The 22,832-nt window shown below is 51.8% G+C and carries 20 protein-coding genes; all 20 read right to left on the reverse strand.

Annotated features, from left to right (window positions below; all coding sequences use genetic code 11):
* Positions 1 to 13: 13 nt before the first annotated feature.
* Complete coding sequence (locus ACWHVV_RS11505) at positions 14 to 859, reverse strand: sulfotransferase domain-containing protein (RefSeq protein WP_447926363.1); 846 nt, start codon at positions 857 to 859, stop codon at positions 14 to 16.
* Complete coding sequence (locus ACWHVV_RS11510; protein ID WP_447926364.1) at positions 852 to 4,829, reverse strand: glycosyltransferase; 3,978 nt, start codon at positions 4,827 to 4,829, stop codon at positions 852 to 854. Before ACWHVV_RS11510 ends, ACWHVV_RS11505 begins: the two co-directional genes overlap by 8 nt.
* Positions 4,830 to 4,903: 74 nt before the next feature.
* The gene (gene rfbC / locus ACWHVV_RS11515; RefSeq protein WP_447926365.1) at positions 4,904 to 5,452 is read right to left on the reverse strand and encodes a dTDP-4-dehydrorhamnose 3,5-epimerase; all 549 of its coding nucleotides are present in this window, start codon (positions 5,450 to 5,452) and stop codon (positions 4,904 to 4,906) included.
* A gap of 51 nt (positions 5,453 to 5,503) precedes the next feature.
* On the reverse strand, positions 5,504 to 6,418 hold the full coding sequence (gene rfbA / locus ACWHVV_RS11520; protein ID WP_447926366.1) for a glucose-1-phosphate thymidylyltransferase RfbA: 915 nt from the start codon (positions 6,416 to 6,418) through the stop codon (positions 5,504 to 5,506).
* 85 nt (positions 6,419 to 6,503) lie between these two features.
* A complete protein-coding gene (gene rfbD / locus ACWHVV_RS11525) occupies positions 6,504 to 7,412 on the reverse strand; it encodes a dTDP-4-dehydrorhamnose reductase (protein ID WP_447926367.1) in 909 nt (302 codons plus the stop codon).
* 80 nt (positions 7,413 to 7,492) lie between these two features.
* Positions 7,493 to 8,560 (reverse strand): dTDP-glucose 4,6-dehydratase, encoded by a 1,068-nt coding sequence (gene rfbB, locus ACWHVV_RS11530; RefSeq protein ID WP_447926368.1) that lies wholly within the window; start codon positions 8,558 to 8,560, stop codon positions 7,493 to 7,495.
* Between the two features lie 16 nt (positions 8,561 to 8,576).
* A complete protein-coding gene (locus ACWHVV_RS11535) occupies positions 8,577 to 9,533 on the reverse strand; it encodes an ABC transporter ATP-binding protein (RefSeq protein WP_447926369.1) in 957 nt (318 codons plus the stop codon).
* A 65-nt stretch (positions 9,534 to 9,598) separates the two neighbouring features.
* Positions 9,599 to 10,768 (reverse strand): nucleotide sugar dehydrogenase, encoded by a 1,170-nt coding sequence (locus ACWHVV_RS11540; RefSeq protein ID WP_447926370.1) that lies wholly within the window; start codon positions 10,766 to 10,768, stop codon positions 9,599 to 9,601.
* Positions 10,769 to 10,860: 92 nt separating this feature from the next.
* The gene (locus tag ACWHVV_RS11545) at positions 10,861 to 12,255 is read right to left on the reverse strand and encodes an MBL fold metallo-hydrolase (protein ID WP_447926371.1); all 1,395 of its coding nucleotides are present in this window, start codon (positions 12,253 to 12,255) and stop codon (positions 10,861 to 10,863) included.
* A 397-nt stretch (positions 12,256 to 12,652) separates the two neighbouring features.
* On the reverse strand, positions 12,653 to 13,114 hold the full coding sequence (locus tag ACWHVV_RS11550) for a zeta toxin family protein (RefSeq protein WP_447926372.1): 462 nt from the start codon (positions 13,112 to 13,114) through the stop codon (positions 12,653 to 12,655).
* Positions 13,102 to 13,368 (reverse strand): hypothetical protein, encoded by a 267-nt coding sequence (locus ACWHVV_RS11555; RefSeq protein ID WP_447926373.1) that lies wholly within the window; start codon positions 13,366 to 13,368, stop codon positions 13,102 to 13,104. The genes ACWHVV_RS11550 and ACWHVV_RS11555 overlap by 13 nt, the downstream gene beginning before the upstream one ends.
* Positions 13,369 to 13,659: 291 nt before the next feature.
* Complete coding sequence (locus tag ACWHVV_RS11560) at positions 13,660 to 14,760, reverse strand: chain-length determining protein (protein ID WP_447926374.1); 1,101 nt, start codon at positions 14,758 to 14,760, stop codon at positions 13,660 to 13,662.
* Between the two features lie 3 nt (positions 14,761 to 14,763).
* Positions 14,764 to 15,573: an ABC transporter permease gene (locus tag ACWHVV_RS11565; RefSeq protein ID WP_447926375.1), complete on the reverse strand. Its 810-nt coding sequence runs from the start codon at positions 15,571 to 15,573 to the stop codon at positions 14,764 to 14,766.
* A gap of 2 nt (positions 15,574 to 15,575) precedes the next feature.
* Positions 15,576 to 17,360 carry a polysaccharide biosynthesis/export family protein gene (locus ACWHVV_RS11570; protein WP_447926376.1) on the reverse strand — a complete coding sequence of 595 codons (1,785 nt, stop codon included), beginning with the start codon at positions 17,358 to 17,360 and terminating at the stop codon, positions 15,576 to 15,578.
* Positions 17,357 to 17,764, reverse strand: coding sequence for a DVU3141 family protein (locus ACWHVV_RS11575; RefSeq protein WP_447926377.1), 408 nt, complete (start codon positions 17,762 to 17,764; stop codon positions 17,357 to 17,359). The genes ACWHVV_RS11570 and ACWHVV_RS11575 overlap by 4 nt, the downstream gene beginning before the upstream one ends.
* A 473-nt stretch (positions 17,765 to 18,237) precedes the next feature.
* Positions 18,238 to 19,356, reverse strand: a complete 1,119-nt coding sequence (locus ACWHVV_RS11580) for a porin (RefSeq protein ID WP_447926378.1) — start codon at positions 19,354 to 19,356, stop codon at positions 18,238 to 18,240.
* Between the two features lie 261 nt (positions 19,357 to 19,617).
* Entirely contained in the window at positions 19,618 to 20,490 is an 873-nt protein-coding gene (locus tag ACWHVV_RS11585) for a ProQ/FINO family protein (RefSeq protein WP_447926379.1), read from the reverse strand.
* A gap of 20 nt (positions 20,491 to 20,510) precedes the next feature.
* A complete protein-coding gene (locus tag ACWHVV_RS11590) occupies positions 20,511 to 21,047 on the reverse strand; it encodes a dihydrofolate reductase (RefSeq protein ID WP_447926380.1) in 537 nt (178 codons plus the stop codon).
* Positions 21,044 to 21,820 carry a thymidylate synthase gene (locus ACWHVV_RS11595; protein WP_447929144.1) on the reverse strand — a complete coding sequence of 259 codons (777 nt, stop codon included), beginning with the start codon at positions 21,818 to 21,820 and terminating at the stop codon, positions 21,044 to 21,046. Before ACWHVV_RS11595 ends, ACWHVV_RS11590 begins: the two co-directional genes overlap by 4 nt.
* A gap of 207 nt (positions 21,821 to 22,027) precedes the next feature.
* Positions 22,028 to 22,819, reverse strand: a complete 792-nt coding sequence (gene lgt / locus ACWHVV_RS11600; RefSeq protein ID WP_447926381.1) for a prolipoprotein diacylglyceryl transferase — start codon at positions 22,817 to 22,819, stop codon at positions 22,028 to 22,030.
* Positions 22,820 to 22,832 lie beyond the last annotated feature (13 nt).

The following is a 22,832-nucleotide window of genomic DNA, read 5'->3' on the forward strand; positions in this document are numbered from 1 at the left end:
GCATAAATAATAATCAATTAAGCCAGCTTTCAGGAAGATTAGAAAAATTAGCTCGCATATATGAATAGGTCTCCTTTAGCTTACTCAATAAAAAATCCTCAACGCCATCAGGGAAATCTACTTTTTTTGAGGAATTCACCCTTTCCTCCGCTTTCTCTTCAACTAATGGCACATGATCAATATTTAAAAAATCATATATCTCGTTTGCTGCACTTTGTTTATCAATCATAACATCTTCAAAAAACATAAGTTTTAATTGATTTTCCGCAAAACTCTCCTTTAGCGAAGATATAGTTTTATCATAAAGACTCATTTTAATAATAAAATCTTTACTTGCCACATCCCAAACCATACTATCAGTCACAGATTCAGGCTGAATATCATTCATTTGAAAATAATACTGAATTGCTGACTTGGAACGGGATAATGGATCACGCATCATAAATATAATTTTTTGATTTTTTGATACTTTTTTAATATTATCGAAACCAGCTTTTGGCAATAACGCATATTCTGGAGAGAAATCTGCTGCATATTTTTTTGTATTTCTTTTAAAAATATCTATATACCATTGATCGTCTACAGGTGATAAAAGTCTTTTAATACCTTCATCTACGCTTTTACCCTGTGATAAATTTGTAAAATATTTTTCTAAAGCACTTCGATTATTTTTTACAAGCCTTTCCAAATGATCAATCTTACGACGAGTTAACAGAACACTACCATTATGAATCGTATTGAAGTAATGTACTTCTTTGACGTCTGAGAAGCCAACGTCAGGATGGTTTTCTAACTGACTGTGCAACCAAGTTGTACCAGATTTTTGAGCACCAACGCATAAAAAAAGATTTTCAATCATTATATTCACTCACTAATAAAGTTGTTTGTTCAAGTGCTCTGGCACCATTTTCATTTTCTACACATTCTTTATATAAGAAGTGGTTCGAATCGACATTCTTTATTACTTTGAGTAAGTCGCTGTAGTCTGGGGTAATGACATGCCCTGTCTTTCCTTCAATAATATCTTCACCGATGCCACCTAAATTACTGGCGATTACCCAACAACCACAAGCCGCCGCTTCACGTGTAACTAAACCAAAGCTTTCCGGCCATAGTGAAGGTGCAAATAGCACATCCATTTGACGATAGAGATCCACAATACGCTGCTGACCAACCCGTCCTATAAATGTCACTGGTACTTTACCCCAGTACCGCTTCGCCAAGTAACCCTCTTCCTTGGCGTGATCCACCACGATGAACTCCAGGTTTTCGGGCTGAGCTTCCATCACTGCTTCCTTGAGCAGGTAGTAGCCCTTGTGGGCGGCCATGCCCCCTACGTGGGCACATACTACACGGGAAGTATGAGAGGTATCCTTGGGCGCCCACGGCATGTCATCGGAGATACCGTTCGGAATGACCTTGATGTGGGGTACCCCGTTTTTACGGTAGATATCCGCAAAGGCGTGGGAAACGGTCAGCACCTTTTGAGCGCCTTGTAGTAGATCCTTGAGATCTCGCCGCCGAGCGACCGAGGCCGTTAGAGAAATGCTGGGTGGCAGGGTAATTGGTGCAAAGGGGTCAGGGTGGCCTTCCGGGTACACCGTATCATTGTGGTCCACCAAAAACTGGAAGTCCGAAATCCACCAGGCATCGTGCGCCGTTACTATATAGGGTACGCCGGCATCTCTCGCCGCCGCCACTACGGAAGCGGTCAACCGCTGTACACAGTGAAAGTGCACCACATCGGGCTTTTCCAGCGCCAAAAACTCGCTAAACAGCCAGTACATTTCATCATCCCAGGGGTGCCAGTCCATATCAACACGCCAAAGCGTAGTCGCTCTGTAAACACGAACCCCTTGGTAGTGATGAACGGATAACCTGTGCGGCGTACGGCACTCAGCATCCCCGGTGAATACGCATAGTTCGATATCATCGGCGTGGTGCTTTTGTAGTGCTGTAAAGTTATCGGCTACGACCCGCGTAGCCCCACCTACGGCTTGCGGTGGGAAAAATACGTTGACCAGCGCCACTTTTTTACGCTTGGGTTTAACCTGTGAACCAACCCCCTCGCTCTGTCCTGATACCAGCTTACTCAACTGCTCGGCTAGTTGGCCGCCTAGCGCCTCGAGCGTGTACTCTTTTTGTACGCGCCGCATGGCTGCTTGGCCGACCTGATGGCGGTGGTCGGTGCTGCTGATCAACATATTTAACGCACTATACCACTCGTCGCTATTACGGGCGATATAGGCGTCTTCGCCATGTTGAATGACATCACGATAGTTAGCGGTATCACTAACGATCGATGGAACACCAAAACAGGCAGCCTCGAACCACTTGAGTTCGCTTTTGCAGTCGTTTATCTCATCGCTATGCAATACCGCCAGATTGATATCTGCTTGCTCCAGTAGCGACCAATAGCCCTGAACGTTTTCCATTGGCGGGATTTGAACTAGCTGGCTGGCAAAGCGCTTACAGAACAGGTCGGGTAAGCTCAAGTATCCTACTACTACGAGCCGAGTATTGGGCTGTTCTGTTAGTATTTGCTCCAGTGCCGGCAGCGCTAAGTCGGTAAAGTCAGAGTTATGCGCTTGGGTTCCGCTGCCGTAAAAAATATCGATCGTTGACTTGTTATTGCGTACTGATTGTTTGATCTGATTCAGGTGATCCAGTCCATTACGATGAAGCAGGCACTTTTTCGACTGGACCAAGTCAGCCAGCCTTGTACACAAAGGCTCCGTCGATGCGATGCCATGGCGACAAAGACGGGCTGCGCTGTTGAACAGTGCCATGCCATGGGCTAGACCTCGGTAAGTTTCAAGCGATACAAATCCACCGTAGGATTCGATAGGCGGCGGGTAAATCGGCTCGAATAATAAATCGTCTATTTCATAAAGGCTCAGCTTGCCTACCGCATTCACTTGAGCAATGGCTTTGATCACTCGGGGGACCGCGGGTACGCGGTAAAAAATGACAATGTCGTGTAGCGCTACGGTATTATGATGAGTCTCAAGATCCAGCCAGTCCAGGGTGGTAACGGTTTTGCTCGCGGCTTCTAGCTGTTCTACTTTTTGGTTAATGCGGTAACGAATGCACTGGGGGACATGAAAATCACCGACAATCAATATTTTTTGCTGATCTATGTCACCTAACGCTGGCAGAGAGGCAAGTGCATTCTCGACCTCTTCGAGCTCTAAGTGGCTATCGCTGTAAGTACTAAAATAGGCGTTATATAGTTTATATGCATAAGTGTTATTTAATTGGATAAGACGCTGGCGCTCATCGGCGTCCACACTCGCAAAAAGCTGGCTTTGCAGAGTATTCCAGTAGCTTTCGGCGAGATCATCTAACTTCTCATTAAGACGTGGCTCGTGTTGAATGACTTGTTGAAGCAGGCTGATGGCTTCTTCATCGCGCTGAAGTGCCGCTAGACAGGTCAGCTCGCCAACGTAAAGCCGTTGGCTGTCATCGCTATAACTCGAGGCTTGGCGGAAGTAGGCAAGCGCTGTGCTATAGTGCGATTGCTGGAGGTAGCTATCGCCTAGCAACCGGAATGCCATGCTTCCCTTCTTAAAGGCAAGGGCTGACAGCAACAACTTATGCGCGGCATCATTTTGGTTGTTACCTAAACGGCTTTCAGCCAGCAGGCAATAAGTCTGATAGGTTTCCTCCTCCGTTTCACACAACATCGCCGCCGAAGCCGCCTTGCCTGCTATAGCGTTTAAAATCTCTGCGTAGGTCAGCTCAACTCCGCGTTCATGGCTCTGATTCTGAATGCCAACGAGCGTCATGGCCTCGGGTAAAGCGCTTACTGGCAGCTCCTGCTTGGCGGCCCACTGCTCTAGATTAGCCGAGCGTTCTTCAGCTTTACCGTGTCGCTGGAAGTGATCCTCTGCCTGATCCAGCGTCTCTATGCCATGGCTTTCCAGGTCCGGGTATAAGTGTAAGTAGAGCGGCAAGTCTACTTCGTAAACTCTTAATTCTTCTTCCTGAGCCTCGTTTTCCATCTCGTAATGAGCGTTGGAAACAAAACGGCCTTCTAAAAAGCCTTGGCTAAACCAGTGCTGACGCGCCCGGAGATCACTTAGCGACGCTGCATCTTCGTAGGTGGCTCGGTAAAAATCAGGATCAAAGTCGAGCTCCTTGGTGATTAGTTCGGCATGTGCTTTAGAGGCACTGCGACCTTCCAGATAGCCATGACGGTACCAGTGCCTTGAAACCGCTACATCTTCCAGCAAGGCCATGTCCGAGTAAGCCTGTTTGTAGTACTCGATATCCAGCTCAATTCCTGAATGGAGCTCTGCTTCATGGGCTCGAGATCCACTTCGTCCTTCCGTGTAACCATGTAAATACCAGTGCCTGAGTGCCTCTTTATCACTCATTTTCGCTATATCGGCATAAGCGTGTCTATAATAGTCCACATCCAGCACCAAGCCATTTTCGTGCTCCGCACGGTGTGCTGCGTTCGCGTAACGGCCTTCTAAATAGCCCTGCGTATACCAATGGTTATAAAGCTGCGCTTCATCCAGCTCTGCAAGGTCTACGTAGTGCTCTCGGTAGAACGCAGCATCCAGCTTTAACCCTCTTTCGAACTCGGCCTTATAAGCTTCACTACCAAAACGTCCCTCAGAATAACCATGATCGAGCCAATGCTGGACGAGCGACTCCTCACTCAACGAGGCAAGGTCCGGGTAAGTTTTTTGGTAAAAATCTTTATCAAGGGCCGCCTCGCTAGGCTCGGGTGATGCCGAAATCGTATCCCTGGAGTGCTCTTCTACGTCAGTGACTTCCTTCTGCTCACTCTGCTGAGAAGGCTGCGAGGTTTGTGTCATTTCGTATTTCCTTTCCGGCACTCAATAGGTACGGCTGATTCAGTTACAAGGGTAATACTTGATATGATCATTGCTCAGCTGAAGGTGGGTGCCTGCGCAAGTGAGACTCCGTTAGCATCTTTTTCAGAAAGCGATGGCGCTTCGCTAGCCACCAGGGGCCATTCGATCGCGAGCGAAGGGTCATTCCAGGCAATGGAGACCTCGTCACCAGGCGCGTAGTAATCCGTACATTTATACTGAAACTCTGCCTCGGCACTAATTACGTAAAAGCCGTGGGCAAATCCTGGTGGGACCCAAAGCATTTGCTTGTTTTCAGCGCTTAATTTTGCACCTACCCATTGACCAAACGTTGCGGAGCCTTTGCGCATATCCACGGCTACATCGAATACCTCGCCTTGGGTGACACGAACCAACTTCCCCTGAGGTTGCTGATGTTGGTAGTGTAAACCTCGCAGTATGCCCTGTTTGGATTTACTATGATTGTCTTGTACGAACTGATAGTTACCACAGTATCGTTCGAACTCGCTTTGACGGAATGTTTCCATAAAGAAACCACGTTCATCACCAAACACCTTGGGTGTAAGGAGTACTACTTCAGGTATGGTAAGCTGTTCATATTGCATAATTAAGCCATAAAAAAATTATCGAATGCAGCGTCAAATTACTATTTAAACTTATTTATTGGTTTTTGCTTTTAAAAGTCGCTGCAAATATTGACCATACTGGGTTTTGGACAAGGGTTTTGCCAGCTCGGCCAGACGCTGATCGCTAATCCAACCATTTTGCCATGCGATCTCTTCCAGACAGGCAATTTTCAGTCCTTGGCGATGCTCGATGGTTTGAACGTACTGACTGGCCTCCAATAGGCTATCGTGCGTCCCCGTATCCAACCAGGCAAACCCGCGACCCAAACGCTCGACCCGCAAATCTCCACGCTCCAGGTAGGCATTATTGACACTGGTGATTTCAAGCTCTCCTCGCTCCGAGGGCTCAACATCTTTGGCAATTTGAACGACATCGTTGTCGAAGAAGTATAGACCGGTTACGGCATGGCTGGATTTAGGCTTTTTGGGCTTTTCTTCGATGCTCAACGCTTTCCCGTTTTCATCAAAATCGACCACCCCGAATCGCTCGGGATCTTTTACCAAATAGCCAAATACCGTTGCTCCGCCTGGTTGCTCACTTGCCCGCTTTAGCTGCTCAGAGAAGTGCTGGCCATGAAATATGTTGTCACCCAATACCAGACATACGGGGCTGGACCCAATGAATTCCTCGCCAATTATAAAAGCCTGGGCCAACCCATCCGGACTAGGCTGCTCAGCATACTCGAACTGAACACCAAAGTTCTCACCATCGCCCAGCAGGCTTTTATATTGCGGTAGGTCTTCGGGGGTAGAAATAATTAAAATCTCGCGGATGCCGGCAAGCATTAATACCGAGATCGGATAATAGATCATTGGCTTATCGTAAACGGGCAATAACTGCTTGGAAACACCGCGAGTAATAGGATGCAAACGCGTCCCCGAGCCTCCGGCAAGAATAATTCCTTTACGCTGCGAAGGGTTGGACATGGGATACAAAGTGTTCATGAGTGGTGATCATCCATCAAAATTCTGTGTGCAGTGTCAAGTGATAGGCTGGCTCAAAAATGAGCCCTCGATTTTGCCTACACGCTTACTTCTCGCAAAACTCTTGCAGAGTGAGTGTTAGCTGTTCTTGCCAGCCAGGTAGTGTGACACCTAATGCCGACTCAAGTTTAGTCAGACTCATTCGCGAGTTGAGCGGGCGCTGCGCCGGAGTTGGGTAGTCCGTGGTGGGGATCCCTTCGACTTTCTCCATTTGAATCTTGAGCTGTTCCCCCTCGGCGGCCGCCTGTTCAAAAATCTCACACGCAAAACCGTACCAGCTCGTGTCACCACGAGGAGCCAGGTGATAGATGCCGTTGGGTATACGAAAAAACGCGCCCGAGGAATCAGGCCAAAGGAAAGGGGAGTTGTACGCCAGGGTGGTCACTTGAGCAATCAGGCGGGCGGGCGTAGGAGCGCCAACTTGGTCATCGACGATATTGAGCGCCTCACGTTCGCGAGCCAAGCGCAGCATGGTCTTCATGAAATTGTTGCCGCGCGCCGCGTAAACCCAACTGGTACGGAAAATCAGGTAGTGAGCCCCACTTCGTTCGACGGCTTTATCACCTTCCAGCTTGGTATGGCCATATATACCCAAGGGCGCAGTCGCGCTACTTTCCTGCCAAGACTCTTTGCCATTACCCGGGTACACATAGTCAGTAGAATAATGTACGAGGGGGATAGAGTGGCTAGCCGCATAGGCGGCTAATTGAGCAGGCAGCTCGGCATTTAATCGTTTCGCCAGTTCTGGCTCGCTTTCGGCTTTATCTACCGCCGTGTATGCTGCAGCGTTGAGTATTAATTTAGGCTGATATTTTTCCAGGTAAGCCTCGACCGACTCGGCATCGCTCAAATCGAGCTCTTGCCGATCAGGTGCAAGCACATTACCGAAAATGGCAAATTGACGTTGAAGCTCGAAACCTACCTGGCCATTGCCGCCAGTGATTAAAATATCCATGCAAATATCCTTCTATGCATTCACGTTTTCGCACTTCCATGGTGGCTAAACAGGATGTGCTTCGGACGACGATCTCGGTTTTATTCACCCCACCCCTTACCGAGACGTTCCCCCTTGTAGCTACCGTCTTGTACACGCTTCCACCAAGTTTCGTTTGCAAGGTACCACTTTACTGTCTTGCGTAGCCCCGATTCAAAAGTCTCCTCGGGTACCCAGCCTAACTCACGCTCGATTTTGCTGGCGTCGATTGCATAGCGAACATCATGGCCGGGGCGGTCGGTAACGAAAGTAACAAGATCACGATAAGACGTTTGTTGAGGCACGAGCTCCTGTAGCAAATCACAAAGTGTTTCTACTACGGTAAGGTTGGCTTTTTCATTATGCCCGCCTATGTTGTAGGTTTCGCCAATTTGACCCTCTGTTGCCACCTTGATCAGCGCGCGGGCATGATCCTCGACATAGAGCCAATCGCGAACTTGCTGTCCGTCTCCGTAAACCGGTAGGGGTTTTCCGGCCAATGCGTTCAAAATCATTAGCGGTATGAGCTTTTCGGGAAAATGGTACGGCCCATAGTTATTGGAGCAGTTGGTGACTAACGTGGGGAGCGCGTAAGTACGCTGCCACGCGCGTACAAGGTGATCCGAGCTGGCTTTGCTAGCCGAGTAGGGCGAACTGGGAGCATAAGAGGTCTCTTCCGTGAAGAGGTCATCCGTGCCCTCGAGATCACCGTACACTTCGTCGGTACTGATATGGTGAAAGCGAAAAGTCTTGCGGCGTTCGTCGTCCAGGCCGTTCCAGTAGCTACGTGCCGCTTCAAGCAGCACGGCAGTACCCACTACGTTTGTCTGGATAAATTCCGCAGGACCATCGATAGAACGATCGACATGGCTCTCGGCCGCCAAATGCATCACTACATCCGGCTTGTGAGTATCGAATAGCTGCTGCATTGCACCGGCATCGCAAATATCGGCACGCACGAACGTGTAACGTTCGCTGCTTTCAACGCTGGCTAAAGATTCCAGGTTGCCAGCGTAGGTCAATTTATCGACATTCACCACTTGGTGCGAGGTGCTTTGTATCAGTTCACGAACAACGGCTGAGCCTATAAAGCCCGCGCCACCGGTCACTAAAAAATTCAGTTGTTTCATCGTATTGCCTGGTTAATTACTGGGTTTTACCCGTTTCGTTCATTTCTTGAGATTTAAGCGTGTTCAAGTGTTTCATCGCCTGAGCTAGCTGCTGTTCACGCTGTGGAATATCTTTTTCGATTTGACGCTGGTAAAGCGGCAACAATTTTTCACTTTTAGCTACTTCCAACGACCTTTTAGCTTCTAGCAATTTAACCCGGGACTGCTTAACGAGAAGCTGCGCTCCGTCAATATCTTGTGGCAGCGTCTCATCTCTTGTAGCGGTATTACCACTTTGCGCGCTGTTTTCAGTAGACATGTTGACTTTATGCTGATCAGAATCCTTATGGTAAGCTGCAATTGCATCTTCTACTTTATCATACCAAACTGCCCCACCCTCTTTTAAGTATATACCTGCTGTACACAAGTCTTTTAGAATACCTTCAGAGTGAGAGACCATGATCAGCGAAGCCTGCCCTACTTTCGATTGAAATAGCGCTTTGGCTTTTTCCTTGAACGCCCTGTCGCCTACGGCGGTCGCCTCATCAGAAATGTATATATCAAAATCGAAAGCCAGAGATAATCCAAAAGAGATGCGCGAACGCATGCCAGAAGAGTACGTTCGAACTGGCTCATCGAAAGCTTCGCCTATTTCAGCAAACTCTTCGACGAACTCTATAACGTTTTGAACTTCCCAAGGCGAGGAACCTTGAACGCGAGCTACAAATTTTGCATTTTGACGCCCCGTCATGTTGTTTTGCATTCCTCCTGCCAAGCCAACTGGCCAAGAAACACGGCTATGACGAATTACTTCCCCTCGTTCAGGTTTGTCCATGCCGGAGATCAAGCGCAAAAGTGTTGACTTTCCGGCGCCGTTGGCGCCGATTAAGCCAACGCTTACTCCCGCGGGAATCGTAACGTTAATGTTTTTTAGCACCCAATCACTGCCGTGATGATTATGGTACCGCTTGAAAAGATTTCGGATTTCGATCATGATTTTCGATCTTAAAAGCAGGTTGACTTGACGGTCGACAAAGTTCTATCAACATCTCTCTTTATTCAATCAACACCAAACAAGTCCCGGGTGTATACTTTGTGAGTAACGTCATCTAACTCGTCAACCATACGATTACTTAGTATGAGATCGGCTTTCTGCTTAAACGCAAAAAGGTCTTTGTAAACTCTGGAATTAAAGTAATAACCTTCTTCCAGAGCGGGTTCGTAAACGATGACCTCAACCCCCTTGGCCTTTAGCCGCTTCATGACACCTTGCATGGCACTAGCCCTGAAGTTGTCAGAACCAAACTTCATGATGAGACGATAAATACCCACTACTTTAGGGTTATGCTTTAGCACTGATTCGGCTATAAAGTCTTTACGAGTACGGTTAGAATCTACAATGGCCTTGATCAAATTATTAGGCACACTTTGATAGTTGGCCAATAACTGCTTTGTATCCTTGGGAAGGCAGTACCCACCGTAGCCAAAACTTGGGTTGTTATAATGCTTGCCTATTCGAGGGTCTAACCCCACCCCCTCGATTATTTGCAGAGCATTCAAACCATGAGCTTCTGCGTAAGTATCCAGTTCATTGAAATAGGCTACACGCATAGCCAAATAAGTATTAGCAAAAAGCTTGATCGCTTCGGCTTCTGTACTGTTAGTTAACAATACAGGTATGTCTTTTTTATTAGCACCTTTTTGAAGCAGCTCGGCAAACATCTCTGCCCTTCTTGAACGTTCGCCTACGATAATACGTGATGGATAGAGGTTATCGTAAAGCGCTTTACCTTCACGCAGAAACTCAGGAGAAAAAATCAAATTTTCGGTCTGAAAGCGTTTGCATGTCTCAGCAGTATAACCAACGGGTACGGTCGACTTGATAATCATCAGTGCACTTGGGTTATACTCCATAACCTGATGAATAACGGCTTCTACACTTTGCGTATTAAATGTATTGGTATAAGGATCATAATCAGTAGGTGTTGCAATTATAACGATATCAGCTTCGCTGTAGGCGCTTTCAGCATCACAGGTAGCCGTAAAATTGAGGTCGCTACGTTTTAAAAATTCGCTGACTTCTGCATCTAAAATGCTCGATTTCCTTGCATTGAGCTGGTCGACTTTAGTTTTTATGATGTCAACTGCCACTACCTGATTATGCTGTGAGAGCAGCATTGCATTCGAAAGACCTACGTAGCCCGTCCCTGCCACCGCAATTTTTTTCATGTAAACCTCGGACATAATTATTAGGCTAGTACAGTGTCAGGTATTACGTTAGGTCTTTTCATTTACTTCTTGATGTCAGCTTGACGGGCTGACTATGACGCATTGCGAACTTCCACCTGCTTACCTTTGCGCTCGTATAGCGCTTCAAGCTTTTGTTTCATCACTGCACGGGCGTTTTGTTCACCGTGTACCAGGTGAATGGTGTGGGGCCAGCGGCGCATGCGTTTTACAAAATCGAGTAGGTTCTTTTGGTCCGCGTGGGCGGAGTAGCCGCTAATGGTGGTAACGCCTGCGTGTATGTCGATACGCTGGCCATCTATTTCCACCCAGCCGCCCTTGGGGCCGTACTCCTGAATGGCGCGGCCAGGGGTGCCGGCGCCTTGGTAACCTACGAACAGTACCTGATGGCGGGCATCGCCCAGCATGGCTTTTAGGTAGTTCATAATGCGCCCGCCTGCGCACATTCCGCTGGCGGCGATGACCACGGCGGGCCTGCCGCTTTTGGCCAGGTACTCTACGGTTTGCAGGTGTTCTTCGTGTGAATCGACCGTGTAGAGGTTGGCGAAGTTTAGCGGGTGGCGCCCGCTTTTTAGGCGCTTTTGGGCTTCATCGTCCCAGTAGGGTTTGAGCTCGCGGTACACCTTCGTGAAACGGGCGGCGAGAGGGGAATCGACGATGATTCCCAGCTCTTTCCACTGATCTTTTTTCGCCTCGAAAATGATGCTTTCGAGCTCGTACAAAAGCTCTTGGGTACGGCCAATGCTGAAGGCGGGCACCATGACCGTGCCATCGTTTTTAAGCGCTTGGGTGATCGCACTTTTGAGCACCGCACGCCGATTTTCGCGGCTGGGGTGGATGCGGTTGCCGTAGGTGCTTTCCAGTACCAGCTGGTTACAGCGGTGGGGCGACTTGGGGGCCGACAGCAGCGGCGCGTGGGGGGCGCCCAAGTCGCCGGAGAACACGATTCGCTCTTTCTGCTGATTGGAGAAATCTTGATGGCTTACTTCTACGTAGCTCGAGCCCAGTATATGCCCTGCCCGCTTTAGCTTTATGCGGGTATTGGCGTTTTCATCTGCTACTACCGTGTGCCACTTGCCATACGCCACGCTTACGATTTGGGATTCCAGCTGTGCCTGGAAGCGCTCGATCAGTTGGGCATCGCGGGTGAAGCCTATTTTAAGTGCGTCTTCGATCACCAGCGGTAGCAGTTTAGCAGTGGGCTTCGAGCAAATAATGGGGCCTTTGAAGCCCGCCGCCAGCAGGTACGGCAGCCGCCCTACGTGGTCGATATGTACGTGGGTAACGATGAGTGCTCGTACCGTGGATATATCGAACTCGATTTGTAGCTGCTCGAACGAATCTTCACGGGCATCCTCGCCCTGGAACAGGCCGCAGTCTATTAGCAGCGAGTTTTCACTGTTTAGTATTAGCTGGTGGCAGCTGCCGGTAACGCCGTTGGCGCCACCGTGGTGGAGGATGTCGAGCATTAAGGTCCTTTTCGTGCTTTCTTTCAGCATTGTAACGTGTGGGCGTATGATAGCGATATCAAAGCGGCTCTCGCTGCCCTTTGCAGGTGTCTCATTTGTTTGTTGCTCGCTCTTTCTTTATGCCGCACCACGGGGTAATGGCCCCGATTTATTATTACACCTTATTATGAGGGACGCGCAAACCTCACTTTAGACCGGTCCCATTTTTTAAGTACTGATTCCACAAACCAGCTTGAATCAATTTTTTCAAATTCGCTTTCGTAGATATCCAGAAAACCATCAGGTGTCGCTTCTGCAAAATGAAGATGCCTTTCACTTGAATTATCAAAAAAGTAGGCTCTTCGACATTTCACAACCATTTCATACAAAAGTGACAAACTTGCTTGATAACGACTTTTTATTTTATCTGAGGGACATCGTGCCCTCCGCTAGAAACTCTTTGTGCAACACGCGCTTGATTAATTTCAGGGCTAGAGGTGCAAATATAATAAAGATAGGGTTCGAATCCTAAATCAAGTGCCTTTTCTACGAAGTTTAGGTGGCTACTATGACTCATAACGGATTCGTAGGTAAGAGAGAGGCCAGATTCCAGCCAGTCTTCTCTTAGGCCTATGGCAATCGCTTGGGCAGATATCGCAGCAAAATAAGCTTCAAAATCCTTGGCAAACTGATTTGAAGAGGCATCACCATGGGAAATTGCGGTTGATGTTCTTTCTAACACGCTATTTAGCTGAATGTGCTTAGCAATGTCATCAGGATTTAAATACTGCCCCAATGGTATTTTTTTACTAAGCAAAAATTGAGTCAAGGTAGTTTTACCCGAGCCATTCGGGCCAGCAATTAGCCTTAACCTTGGCACAAATACTCCCTAAGGTTGAAAGGTTGTGTTTCTTTTAATTTTTTAAGCTGTTTGACCTGATGGTCGGGCGTCTCTTCAACTAAATAGCCATCACGTTCATATACAACAGAGACGCCTGCAGCCAGGGTTTTTCGAATAGCCGCACTAGAGGATTCGCTCGCAAACCGCATGAGTGAGCGGGTGTCTTGCATTGGATCTTTCCTCTTCACCTTGCGCACAACCACTAGCTTTTCGGGGTTCGATTTTATATTCATGATTTTTCCATCTCAGCAAAGACTATGAAACCTTAGATCTATTATAGACCGTGTGGTTTCGAAGCAAGCAGGCTTTAGCCAGCGATTTGTTGAACGGGGCGCCGTTAGCAAGGGAAGGCTGGCGCCTTCCATCGCCGGATGAATCCAGCTCCTACGGGGGGTGGCAGGATTACCTTCTGACCGTGGGAGGATGCTGTAGCCGCCGCCTCGCGGGTGCCTCGCTGTTGCTCGTTACGCTGCGCTACGGTATATGCACGTGTTTACGATTCACCACTTACTATTTACTCAACCCTAATCGCGGTGGTCCTTCACGATCATGATGATCATGCTGAGGATGAACGCGAGGAAGATGGTGATGATGGCGAATACCGTGCTGTTGTAGAGCCGGTTGGGCGATACCGGGTATTCCGGTAGTAGCGGGCTTTGCAGCACGCTTACCTGCTTGAGCTGACGGGCGGCTTCCAAGCGGGTGTTTTCGAGGGCGGCCAGGGCGCTGGAGTAGGTTTCCTGGGCGAACTGGGCTTGTAGTTCCAGGGTTTGGTACTCGGCGGAGACGCGGTTGAGCGCGCCGCCAGCGGCCTGGGCCAGACGTTCGCTTTGCTCGCTGATCTGATCGCGTAGTGCGGTAATATTGCGCTCGACCTGCCTGAGCTCGGCAGATTGGGAGCTCTGGAAGCTAGCCAAAGCGTCGCGCTGAGCCTGCAAGCGCGCTAAATCCCCTTCAAGCGTGGAGACGACCTGGTTAAGCCCTTCTACCGTAGCCGTGGGAGATACCAGGCCATACTCGTTTTGAAAGTCTAGAAGTTCGCTGCGCGTTTCGCGAAAGCGTTCCTCAAGACGCACCATTTGCTGTTCGAGAAACTCTACCTGCTCTTGGGCTAGCCGGTGACCCATGGCGTTCATATGATTTTCTCCAGCCTCCAACAGCATGGCGGTCATTTGCTGGGCAAACTCGGGGGTATAGCCTTCGACCTCGATATTGAGCACACCGGCGTACTCATCCATCTCGATCTCGACCCGACGCTGATAATAGGCGTGCAGGTTTTCGATGGGAGCGTTGGCATCCCACAGCTTGGCAAAAATATCACCGTGAGTGCTATAGTGCTCGCGAAAGCCTAACTCCTGGTCCAAGTGGCGCAGCATATCGACCGATAACAGGTGTTCGCGAAGCAATAGCAAATCGTGCGTATTGCCGCCACCGCCACCGCCCATCAATGAAGCAAAGCTGATATCCGGCGTAGCAACCTGGGGGCTTTCGAGCACCACCGTCGCGCGGGAAACGTAACGCTCCTGTGCCCACAAGAACCAATAGAAAGTAACCAGGATAATGGCAAGAACGGCAACTGCCCAATGGGGCGATTTCTTAACGAATTTTGTAAATGAACCTTGCATGGATTAGCTTGCCTTTAACCGGTCAATAAAGCGTAAATGCATGATTAAACCTAGAGAGGTAACCGAAAGCGTGAAGAGCCAGAAGTAGAGCATGCTAGTACCGTGAACTACCTTGTAGTTTTCGAAAAAGCCCAAGCGTAGTGTTTCTATTCCATGGGGAATCGGGTTAAGCATCAGATACTCCAACAACCAATGGGGCATGCTATTGAGGGGCAGTATTACGCCTGAGATTATTAGCAGTGGTAAAGACAACATTCTTATTATCCGCCCCACTTCCGGCACTAACGAAGCGGATACCGACGTTATCAAGCCAAGGCCTAACCCCAAACTCCATAGCGAAAACCACGCAGCCATGGCTCGGATCGCATTGTCGGGATACAAGTCCAGCCCCAGCATTAGTCCGCCTGCGATAAAAAGCAAAAAGACGAATGAGCGTAGGGCACCTTCAAGAAAATTACGCACCAGCACGGGGTCTACTGGTTGCACTTGGCGGTAAGAGAACAGCGCCTTATTAGCGTCCACTGCTCCCATGCCACGCAGCATACCTTCGCGCACCAAAAAGAAGCCCATTAGCCCTGCAACCATCCAGGGAATAAAATCGGCATTCATGACCATTCGATCGCCATTAATAAAGCTGCGAATAGCCACCATAATGCTTATTAGTGCAAATGGCTCGAAAATCATCCAGAACCAGCCCATGCGGTCGGACATGGTGCGCGAGATGGCCTCGCGCATGAACATGGCGTACCACACGCTGCGGGTTACCTGCCACGGCGTGCGGGCGCCGCGGCGTGCCGTTGGGTTATCGGCCATGATTACAGGTCCAGCGCCACACGAGTGGTGACCGCGATCTGGAAGAGCATTTGGGTCAGCGTGGAAACCAGCTGCAGGTTGTGTGCCGGCACTTTCGGCATCACGAGGATTTCATCACCCGGGCGTAGCGGCGAGTTGCTGGCGTGCTCCACGGCGCCGTTTTGGCGAACCAGCAGAATCTGGTCTTCATCCGCACGTTCGGTAAAGCCGCCGGCGTTTTGTACGTAGTCGATCACGCTCATGCCCGGGCGATACACCACGGCTTGCGGTACGACGATCTCGCCGCTCAGGAGTACGGAGTCGCTGATTTCGGGAATAGTGACGACATCGCCATCCTGCAAGCGGATATCCGAAATTTGGCCGTTTTGCGCAACGACCAAACGGCCGCTGGGCTCGAGATCGCGGGCGCGTTCGATAAAGCGCTCGATGAGTTCGGCTTCGCGCAGGCGGATTTGTGCTTCTTCATCGGTGCGCGAGGTGGCGCCCAGGTAGGTGGTTTCCAACCGGCGCAAGCTGTCTTCTAGCGACTGCTCCTGCTGCTGACGCACGCTTTCGCGGCGAAGCGATACGCTGTCGACCGCGGTAAGATTCTGCGGCACGGAAATGGCATCGAGCAGCTCGCTCAGGCGCGCGTTACGCGGCAGCGCGTAGCGTGAAGGCCCGTAGTAGCTGCCTTCCACTTCGACCACGATCGTCTCGCTGCGCTGGTCGGCGCTGAAGGTGACTTCATCGCCACTGCGTACGGTTTGGCCCGAGAACAGCCCCAGCGGAAAGTACTGGGCAATAGGGCCGCTGGGGCGGTCGCCACGAAGCAGCACATGAGAAACCCCGCTTCTTAGTCGCGCCAGGTTGACAAGTTCCGCACCGCTTAGGGTGTTGCCGGTCAGTTCGTAGCGCAGTTCGCGGTGTACGTCTCCCACTACGGCAATCGCCGGGCCACGCTCTTCAACCACGATCGTGTCGCCGTCCTGGAACTGCGGGCGGGGGATCGTGCCGTTGATGAGAAAGTCGTAAAGGTCGACGGTGGCGATCTGGCTACCATCACGCATCACGCGAAGCTGACGGTAGCTGCCCAGGTCCTGGTCGATACCGCCGGCCTGGTCCAGAAAGTACAAAAGCGAATCATCCGGCGTACCGGCATAGCGGCCGGGGTTTTCCACGTAGCCGGTGACGTACACCGCCACAGGCTGAACGCCTTGCAGGTTGGTATAGACTTCGACGTTATCCGGGTACACCGAGGTAATCGCCTGACGTACGGTGTTATCCACCTGCTGGCTGCTCAGGCCTTCCACATTGATAGGGCCAGAACCGGGGATGAAGATATTGCCTTGGGCGTCCACGGGCAAAGAACGGTCCAACTCGATCGCCCCCCAGGCACGTACGGTGACCTGGTCACCGGGTTTGATGCGGTAATCGGCATTCATGCCGTCGCCTATCGCGCCGCGAAAGCCGCCGGTAAACAGGTTGAAGCCAAACGGCGGGAGTAGGTCCGGGTTTCTGGGCTGATTACTGGGCAACGGGCCGTAAGTGCCGCTTCGCCAGTCGGCACGGGGCGCGTCTTCTACTTGCTGCTGGCCCTGGGCCGCTTGCCCCCCTTGACCCAGGCCTTGCCCCTGACGCTGGCTTTGGCTTGTGGACTGACTACTGCGCTGGTTGGAGAGCGTATCGTCTGGCAGGCTCAACACTTGGGCCTGAGCGGCCGGTCCGAGGGCCATCAAACAGCTCAACGAAACGGCAGCGAGCGCTTTGGTAACGCTCAGGCGTTTATGAAAGGTAAACACGTTCATTGCAACCGCCCTTCTACCGTTTGTGTGACGACACGCTGATTGACCCACCCTTGGGGCGTTTTACATGCCAGCGCCCGGCTGTTTTCACCTTGCGTGGCTATAATTTGCAGGCGTCGGCATTCCCGACCGCTTGCCGCCAGGTACGGCTGGTCGGCGACGATCTCAACGTTGTTACCCCAAGGGCTGTTGGCCGCGCTAACGACGCCTCCGGCGGGCGACTGCTCCAAAAAGCCGTTGATGGTGTCATTGTTGATGGTTTGGGCGCTGTCGTTGTCCAGCGCGTACTGAAGCTGCGATTCGCTACCCGAGGGGTAACGGGTGGCACACCCGCTCAACAACGCCAGGCTAACGGCGGTGAGCAGCAAGCGCACGGATACCGTTTGGATACGTGGGGTATAGATCATTTGGATTCCCAGAAAAAAGGCACGCTACCGCCCGGGGATTAAACCGGGCGCTTTCCCTTGCCCTACACTTTACTATGTAAAAACGTGGGGTGCGCTATCGCAGCGCCGTAAAATAGACGGCCATTGTATGTGATTCCTCTTTAGCGCTCCACCTTAACAAATCTTTTACAAATTCCACGTTTAAAACGTTTATTCACTATATGTTGTTTTACTGAAATAAAAAAAGCCGACCCTTCACCGGGCCGGCTTTAAAGCGAACTTGGCTTAAGCGCTCGCGTTAAAAAGAGGTATCGCCCTCCTGTGATCCAGTAAACGTCGTCAGAAGAGGCACGAATGGCTGGTGAATCGGCTTCGGCGACTCCAGCTTCACTACTCGAAACATTTTTATGCGCAATAAAAAACCGGCCCTCGAAGGGGCCGGTTCCATATACTGCAGGGGTACTTCTTAAGCGCTCGGGTCAATTAAGCCGGGCTTAGAAGAAGTAACGCGCGCCTGTCAGCCAGTAAACGTCGTCAGTCAGGTCGCTAAGCGTACCGTCGCTGCCGAAGAAGTCGTCGTTACGGTTAACGCGCGGTGCGTCAGCGTCAGCCACTTCCAGGAAGACGTCGAAGTTGCTGGAAACGTTGTAGTACGCGCCAGTCGCCCAGGAGCGGCTGGTTTCGGCATCGTCACGCTCGATGTTGTAGTAATCGATGTTGAATGCCCACGGGCCGGTAGTGAAGGTACCACCAACGCCTACGGAGTCGTAGCCGCCACCGCGAGTCTGGTCGAACGGACCTACTACGTCGCTGCTGTTGTCACGACCTTCGTAACCCAGACGAGCCGAGAACTGATCGGTAAAGTCGTAAGAACCGACCAAGCCGTACAGCATTTCGCCGTTACCGCCGTCGCCACGGGCAACGTCATCGATGAAACCTAGACCAACAGTAACCGGGCCTTCAGCGTAGCGAACACCACCCTGTGCGGCGGTTACGCTGCCTTGATCACTTGTTTCACGAGTAGCAACACCCGCGATGTCTTCGTCAACCAGGCCGCGCTCGCTGTAGTGCTTAGCCTGTACGAATACAGTGAAGCCTTCCAGGTCAGGCGTGTAGTAACCGATCGAGTCGCCGCGAGACTGCTTCGCATGGCCACCGAACCTGTAACCCTGGTCGACGTAGACGTCGAACGGCAGAGAAACGAACTGGTTGTAGAAGCTGTCGAAGTTACCCGCTTGGAACGTACCGAACTGCTGGCTGGTCATACCGAGGTAGGACTGGCGAGTTTCGGAGAACGCGTCGAAGTTGTTGCCGTTGCGATTACCTGCTTCATCGGCACGGAAACGCCACTCGAGACGACCGAAAGCGGTCAAGTCGCGAGTAACTTCTTGGCTCAGACGGAAGCCAAGACGCGAAGAGATATCGACGAATTCCGGATCGTTGTCGATTTTCAAGCCATTTTCTTCTTCCGGGCCGCCGCCTGCAACGCCGAGTGCGATACGGCCGTACAGGTCAAGTTTGGTGCCGTCTTCGTCGTAAACAGTGGCTGCTTGAGCGGCAGCAGAAGCGCCCAGAGCGGCGATGACAGCAGTCGCTAAAAGTGTCTTTTTCATGATGTAGGTTCCTTAACTAGCTTACTGTTTCGATCGTGTCTGCCAGACTTTTATAAGCCTGCAGGTTGGCCTATGGGTCATGCTCTTCTGCCATCCGCCGTTTTAGCCAGCGATATGTGGCATGTCCTCACTAAAGCCTTGTTATAGTCCAATGCTCGCAAGTCAAACTCTATACCGGGATTCGAGGGAACGCAATAGAAAAAAACAGTGTTCTTTTACGATTTGCGCTTTTTTATGGAACCCACGGCCTGTTGATGAGTCTCAGCGCCCTTCGAATTTCTGCATTAACCCTTTTATTTTCTCTTCCATGCTAAGCGGTTTTGCTTCATCGCTTTTTTCCGGCGCCTTGTTTTGCGAAGCGCGCGGTTCAGTGGCGCCAGCAGAAGCATTATCGGCCTTATGGCCTTGTGGGTTCGGTTTTTTAGACGCTTTGTCGTGCACCTGGCTCGAAGCTTGACGAACGGGTTTCTCCCCCGCCTGGTCCTTGCGCCGCTCGTTGGCGTGAAGCGAAGCCTCTTTATCTACTTTCCCCGCGGGCAAGCCATCCAGGTCGACCCGCTCTGCGCCTTCGCGCATGGATTTCACGTAGCGTGGCAAATTGACATAGTTGGCGAGCGCCCGGCGTATCAACTTGCCAGACCATGGCTCGCGCTCGGCCAGGTCATGATGAATACCCACCTTGAGCGGTTTGGTGTGCCCTTTGAAAAAGGCATGGGGATAGCGCTCGTACCACTGTTTCAAAAGCGCGTGGGGCGAGGGCTGCTGCGTATCGGAAGATTCATGGGCGTTCGATGGGTCGACTTGTCGAGCTTTCTGCGCTGGCGGCTCTTCTACCTGCGGCTTCGATGCCAAAGGCTCGAACGCATTGTCCGCTTGCCCAGAACGGGCCTGAACCGGGCTCTGGGCCGAAGGCGTTACTTGCGCCTGCGCCACTTTCTGCACCGCTTCAGGCGTTGGCGGCTGTGCGATTTGGCTTTCACCCGCCACAGGGGAAGGCGATGCAGAAGCCCCCGCCTCCCGAGCAAGCTGCTCGCGAAGCGCGGTATTTTCCCGGCGCAGTAGCTCGAGTTCTTGTTGAGTGCGCTGGAGGTGCGTCTCCAGTGATTCGATCAAACTATTTACGCTGGCGGCCATTGCGCCCTCCCTGGAACTGGTCAGTCGTCAATACGCTCGTAAACGACAAAGTCATAATGCGGCTGCCCTTCGCTGGGCGTACCCGCCACGCGCTCTACTTCTCGAAACATTTGCGGCGGTATCGCCGGAAACGTGGTGTCGCCGTCTACCTCGACATCCACCTCGGTGACGTAGAGGCGCTGGGCATACGGCAACGCCTGGCGATAAATTTCGCCGCCCCCCATTACCATGATCTCTTCCGCTGCTTCTATCGTCGCTTGCTGGTCGGCAAGGGTTAGCGCACTTTCAAGATCATGGCAGACACGCACACCGTCGGCATCGAATTGCGGGTCTCGGGTCACCACGATGTTCAAGCGGTTGGGCAGCGGCTTGCCAATGGAAGCGTACGTCTTGCGCCCCATTACCAGTGGCTTTGCCTGGGTCTTACGTTTAAAGAACTTCAGGTCTTCTGGCAAGTACCAGGGCAAATTACCTTCAACGCCAATCACGCGGTTTTTGGCCATGGCGACGATCATTGCCACCGGCACCAAGGGCTCATGGTCGAGTTGCGGGCTCATACGGCCACCTTCGCTTTGATGTGGGGATGAAAGGCGTAGTCGTCGATGCGGATATCGTCGAAGGTGAAATCGAACAGGTCCGTGACCTCCGGATTCAACCATAGCTTGGGCGGGCTGTAGGGCGCGCGGGCCAACTGCTCTTTCGCTTGCTCGAAATGGTTACTGTAAAGGTGGGCATCGCCCAGGGTATGGATGAACTCCCCGGGTTTTAGGCCAGTCACCTGGGCCACCATGCACGTAAGCAGCGCATAGCTTGCGATATTGAACGGTACGCCCAGGAAAATATCCGCACTGCGCTGGTAGAGCTGGCAGGAGAGCCGGCCATTGGCCACGTAGAACTGGAACAGGCAGTGGCACGGCGGTAATTTCATTTCATCGACCTGGGCCGGGTTCCAGGCCGACACCACCAGCCGGCGGGACTGCGGCGCGTTGCGGATCTGCTCGAGCACGTTGGTTATTTGGTCGACCCCTTCGCCGCCTTTCGGGTCGGGCCAACTGCGCCACTGGTAGCCGTACACCGGCCCCAGGTCGCCGTTTTCATCCGCCCACTCGTCCCAAATGCGCACCCCATGCTCTTTCAGGTAGCCAATGTTGGTATCGCCTTGTAAAAACCATAAAAGCTCATGAATGATGGAGCGCAGGTGCAGCTTTTTGGTGGTTAAAAGCGGGAACCCGCGGGCCAGGTCGAAGCGCATCTGGTGGCCAAAAAGAGACCGCGTACCGACGCCGGTACGGTCACCCCGGTCGGTGCCCTGCTCCAGCACGGTATGCATCAGGTCCAGATAAGGCTGTTCCAGCGCGGCGGAGGTCGCTTGAGGTGCGGCAGTTGCAGGCGTTGAGGCAGTCACAGGGTTTCCAGAGTTGCAGATCATTAAAGGCTTTATTCTAGGCAGGGGGCGATGAGAAATACAACGCCGCCCGCCCCAGGTATCCGTTCGTTGAACAAGGCCCTGACAGGGCGCTAAAAGGTGTTGGGTACGTTAAACCGCTTTCGCATCGACCGGGTTGGTGCGCGACCACACCATGAACGCCACGCCCAGCGCGATCATCGGCAAGGTCAACAGCATTCCCATGGTGACCCAGCCAAAGGCGATAAACCCGATGTGGGCATCCGGCAGGCGCACGAACTCCACCATAAAACGGAAGACACCGTACCCCAGCAGGAAAAGGCCCGAAACGAACCCGCGGGCGCGCGGCTTGGCCGATACCCACCAAAGAATCACGAAGAGCACCAGGCCTTCCAGCAACGCCTCATAAAGCGCGGAAGGATGACGTGGCTCTGGCCCCATACCGGGAAACGGCATTCCCCAGGGCAGCGAAGTAACCCGCCCGGGCAGCTCATGATTGATGAAGTTACCAATGCGCCCGGCCCCCAGGCCGATGGGCACCAGCGGCGCGATAAAATCGGTCAGGGTAAAAAAGGCCAAGCGCTTGCGCCGGGCGAAGAGCCAGGCGGCGAGCAGAACGCCGATTAGACCGCCGTGAAAGCTCATGCCGCCGTCCCAAACACGGAAGACCCAAAGCGGGTCCGCCGCCCACTGCCCCAAACCGTAGAAAAGGGCGTAGCCCAAACGCCCACCGGCCACCACGCCCACGGCGCAGTAAAACAGCAAGTCGCTGATGTCGTCGTTGGTCAGGCCAATGCGCGCCGCGCGTTTACAGCCAAGCCACCAGGCCGCCACGAAGCCGACGACGTACATCAGGCCATACCAGTGAACCTGCAGGGGCCCGAGAGAAATCGCTACCGGGTCAATCGCTGGGTAATTGATCATCAACCGCCTCTAG

The sequence above is a fragment of the Vreelandella sp. EE27 genome (assembly GCF_968206495.1).

Excerpts from the sequence above, each read along its gene's own strand:
- ACWHVV_RS11505 (WP_447926363.1), bottom strand. The coding sequence starts at position 859 with ATGATTGAAAATCTTTTTTTATGCGTTGGTGCTCAAAAATCTGGTACA.
- ACWHVV_RS11510 (WP_447926364.1), bottom strand. The coding sequence starts at position 4,829 with ATGACACAAACCTCGCAGCCTTCTCAGCAGAGTGAGCAGAAGGAAGTC.
- rfbC (WP_447926365.1), bottom strand. The coding sequence starts at position 5,452 with ATGCAATATGAACAGCTTACCATACCTGAAGTAGTACTCCTTACACCC.
- rfbA (WP_447926366.1), bottom strand. The coding sequence starts at position 6,418 with ATGAACACTTTGTATCCCATGTCCAACCCTTCGCAGCGTAAAGGAATT.
- rfbD (WP_447926367.1), bottom strand. The coding sequence starts at position 7,412 with ATGGATATTTTAATCACTGGCGGCAATGGCCAGGTAGGTTTCGAGCTT.
- rfbB (WP_447926368.1), bottom strand. The coding sequence starts at position 8,560 with ATGAAACAACTGAATTTTTTAGTGACCGGTGGCGCGGGCTTTATAGGC.
- ACWHVV_RS11535 (WP_447926369.1), bottom strand. The coding sequence starts at position 9,533 with ATGATCGAAATCCGAAATCTTTTCAAGCGGTACCATAATCATCACGGC.
- ACWHVV_RS11540 (WP_447926370.1), bottom strand. The coding sequence starts at position 10,768 with ATGAAAAAAATTGCGGTGGCAGGGACGGGCTACGTAGGTCTTTCGAAT.
- ACWHVV_RS11545 (WP_447926371.1), bottom strand. The coding sequence starts at position 12,255 with ATGCTCGACATCCTCCACCACGGTGGCGCCAACGGCGTTACCGGCAGC.
- ACWHVV_RS11555 (WP_447926373.1), bottom strand. The coding sequence starts at position 13,368 with ATGAATATAAAATCGAACCCCGAAAAGCTAGTGGTTGTGCGCAAGGTG.
- ACWHVV_RS11560 (WP_447926374.1), bottom strand. The coding sequence starts at position 14,760 with ATGCAAGGTTCATTTACAAAATTCGTTAAGAAATCGCCCCATTGGGCA.
- ACWHVV_RS11565 (WP_447926375.1), bottom strand. The coding sequence starts at position 15,573 with ATGGCCGATAACCCAACGGCACGCCGCGGCGCCCGCACGCCGTGGCAG.
- ACWHVV_RS11570 (WP_447926376.1), bottom strand. The coding sequence starts at position 17,360 with ATGAACGTGTTTACCTTTCATAAACGCCTGAGCGTTACCAAAGCGCTC.
- ACWHVV_RS11575 (WP_447926377.1), bottom strand. The coding sequence starts at position 17,764 with ATGATCTATACCCCACGTATCCAAACGGTATCCGTGCGCTTGCTGCTC.
- ACWHVV_RS11580 (WP_447926378.1), bottom strand. The coding sequence starts at position 19,356 with ATGAAAAAGACACTTTTAGCGACTGCTGTCATCGCCGCTCTGGGCGCT.
- ACWHVV_RS11585 (WP_447926379.1), bottom strand. The coding sequence starts at position 20,490 with ATGGCCGCCAGCGTAAATAGTTTGATCGAATCACTGGAGACGCACCTC.
- ACWHVV_RS11590 (WP_447926380.1), bottom strand. The coding sequence starts at position 21,047 with ATGAGCCCGCAACTCGACCATGAGCCCTTGGTGCCGGTGGCAATGATC.
- ACWHVV_RS11595 (WP_447929144.1), bottom strand. The coding sequence starts at position 21,820 with ATGCATACCGTGCTGGAGCAGGGCACCGACCGGGGTGACCGTACCGGC.
- lgt (WP_447926381.1), bottom strand. The coding sequence starts at position 22,819 with ATGATCAATTACCCAGCGATTGACCCGGTAGCGATTTCTCTCGGGCCC.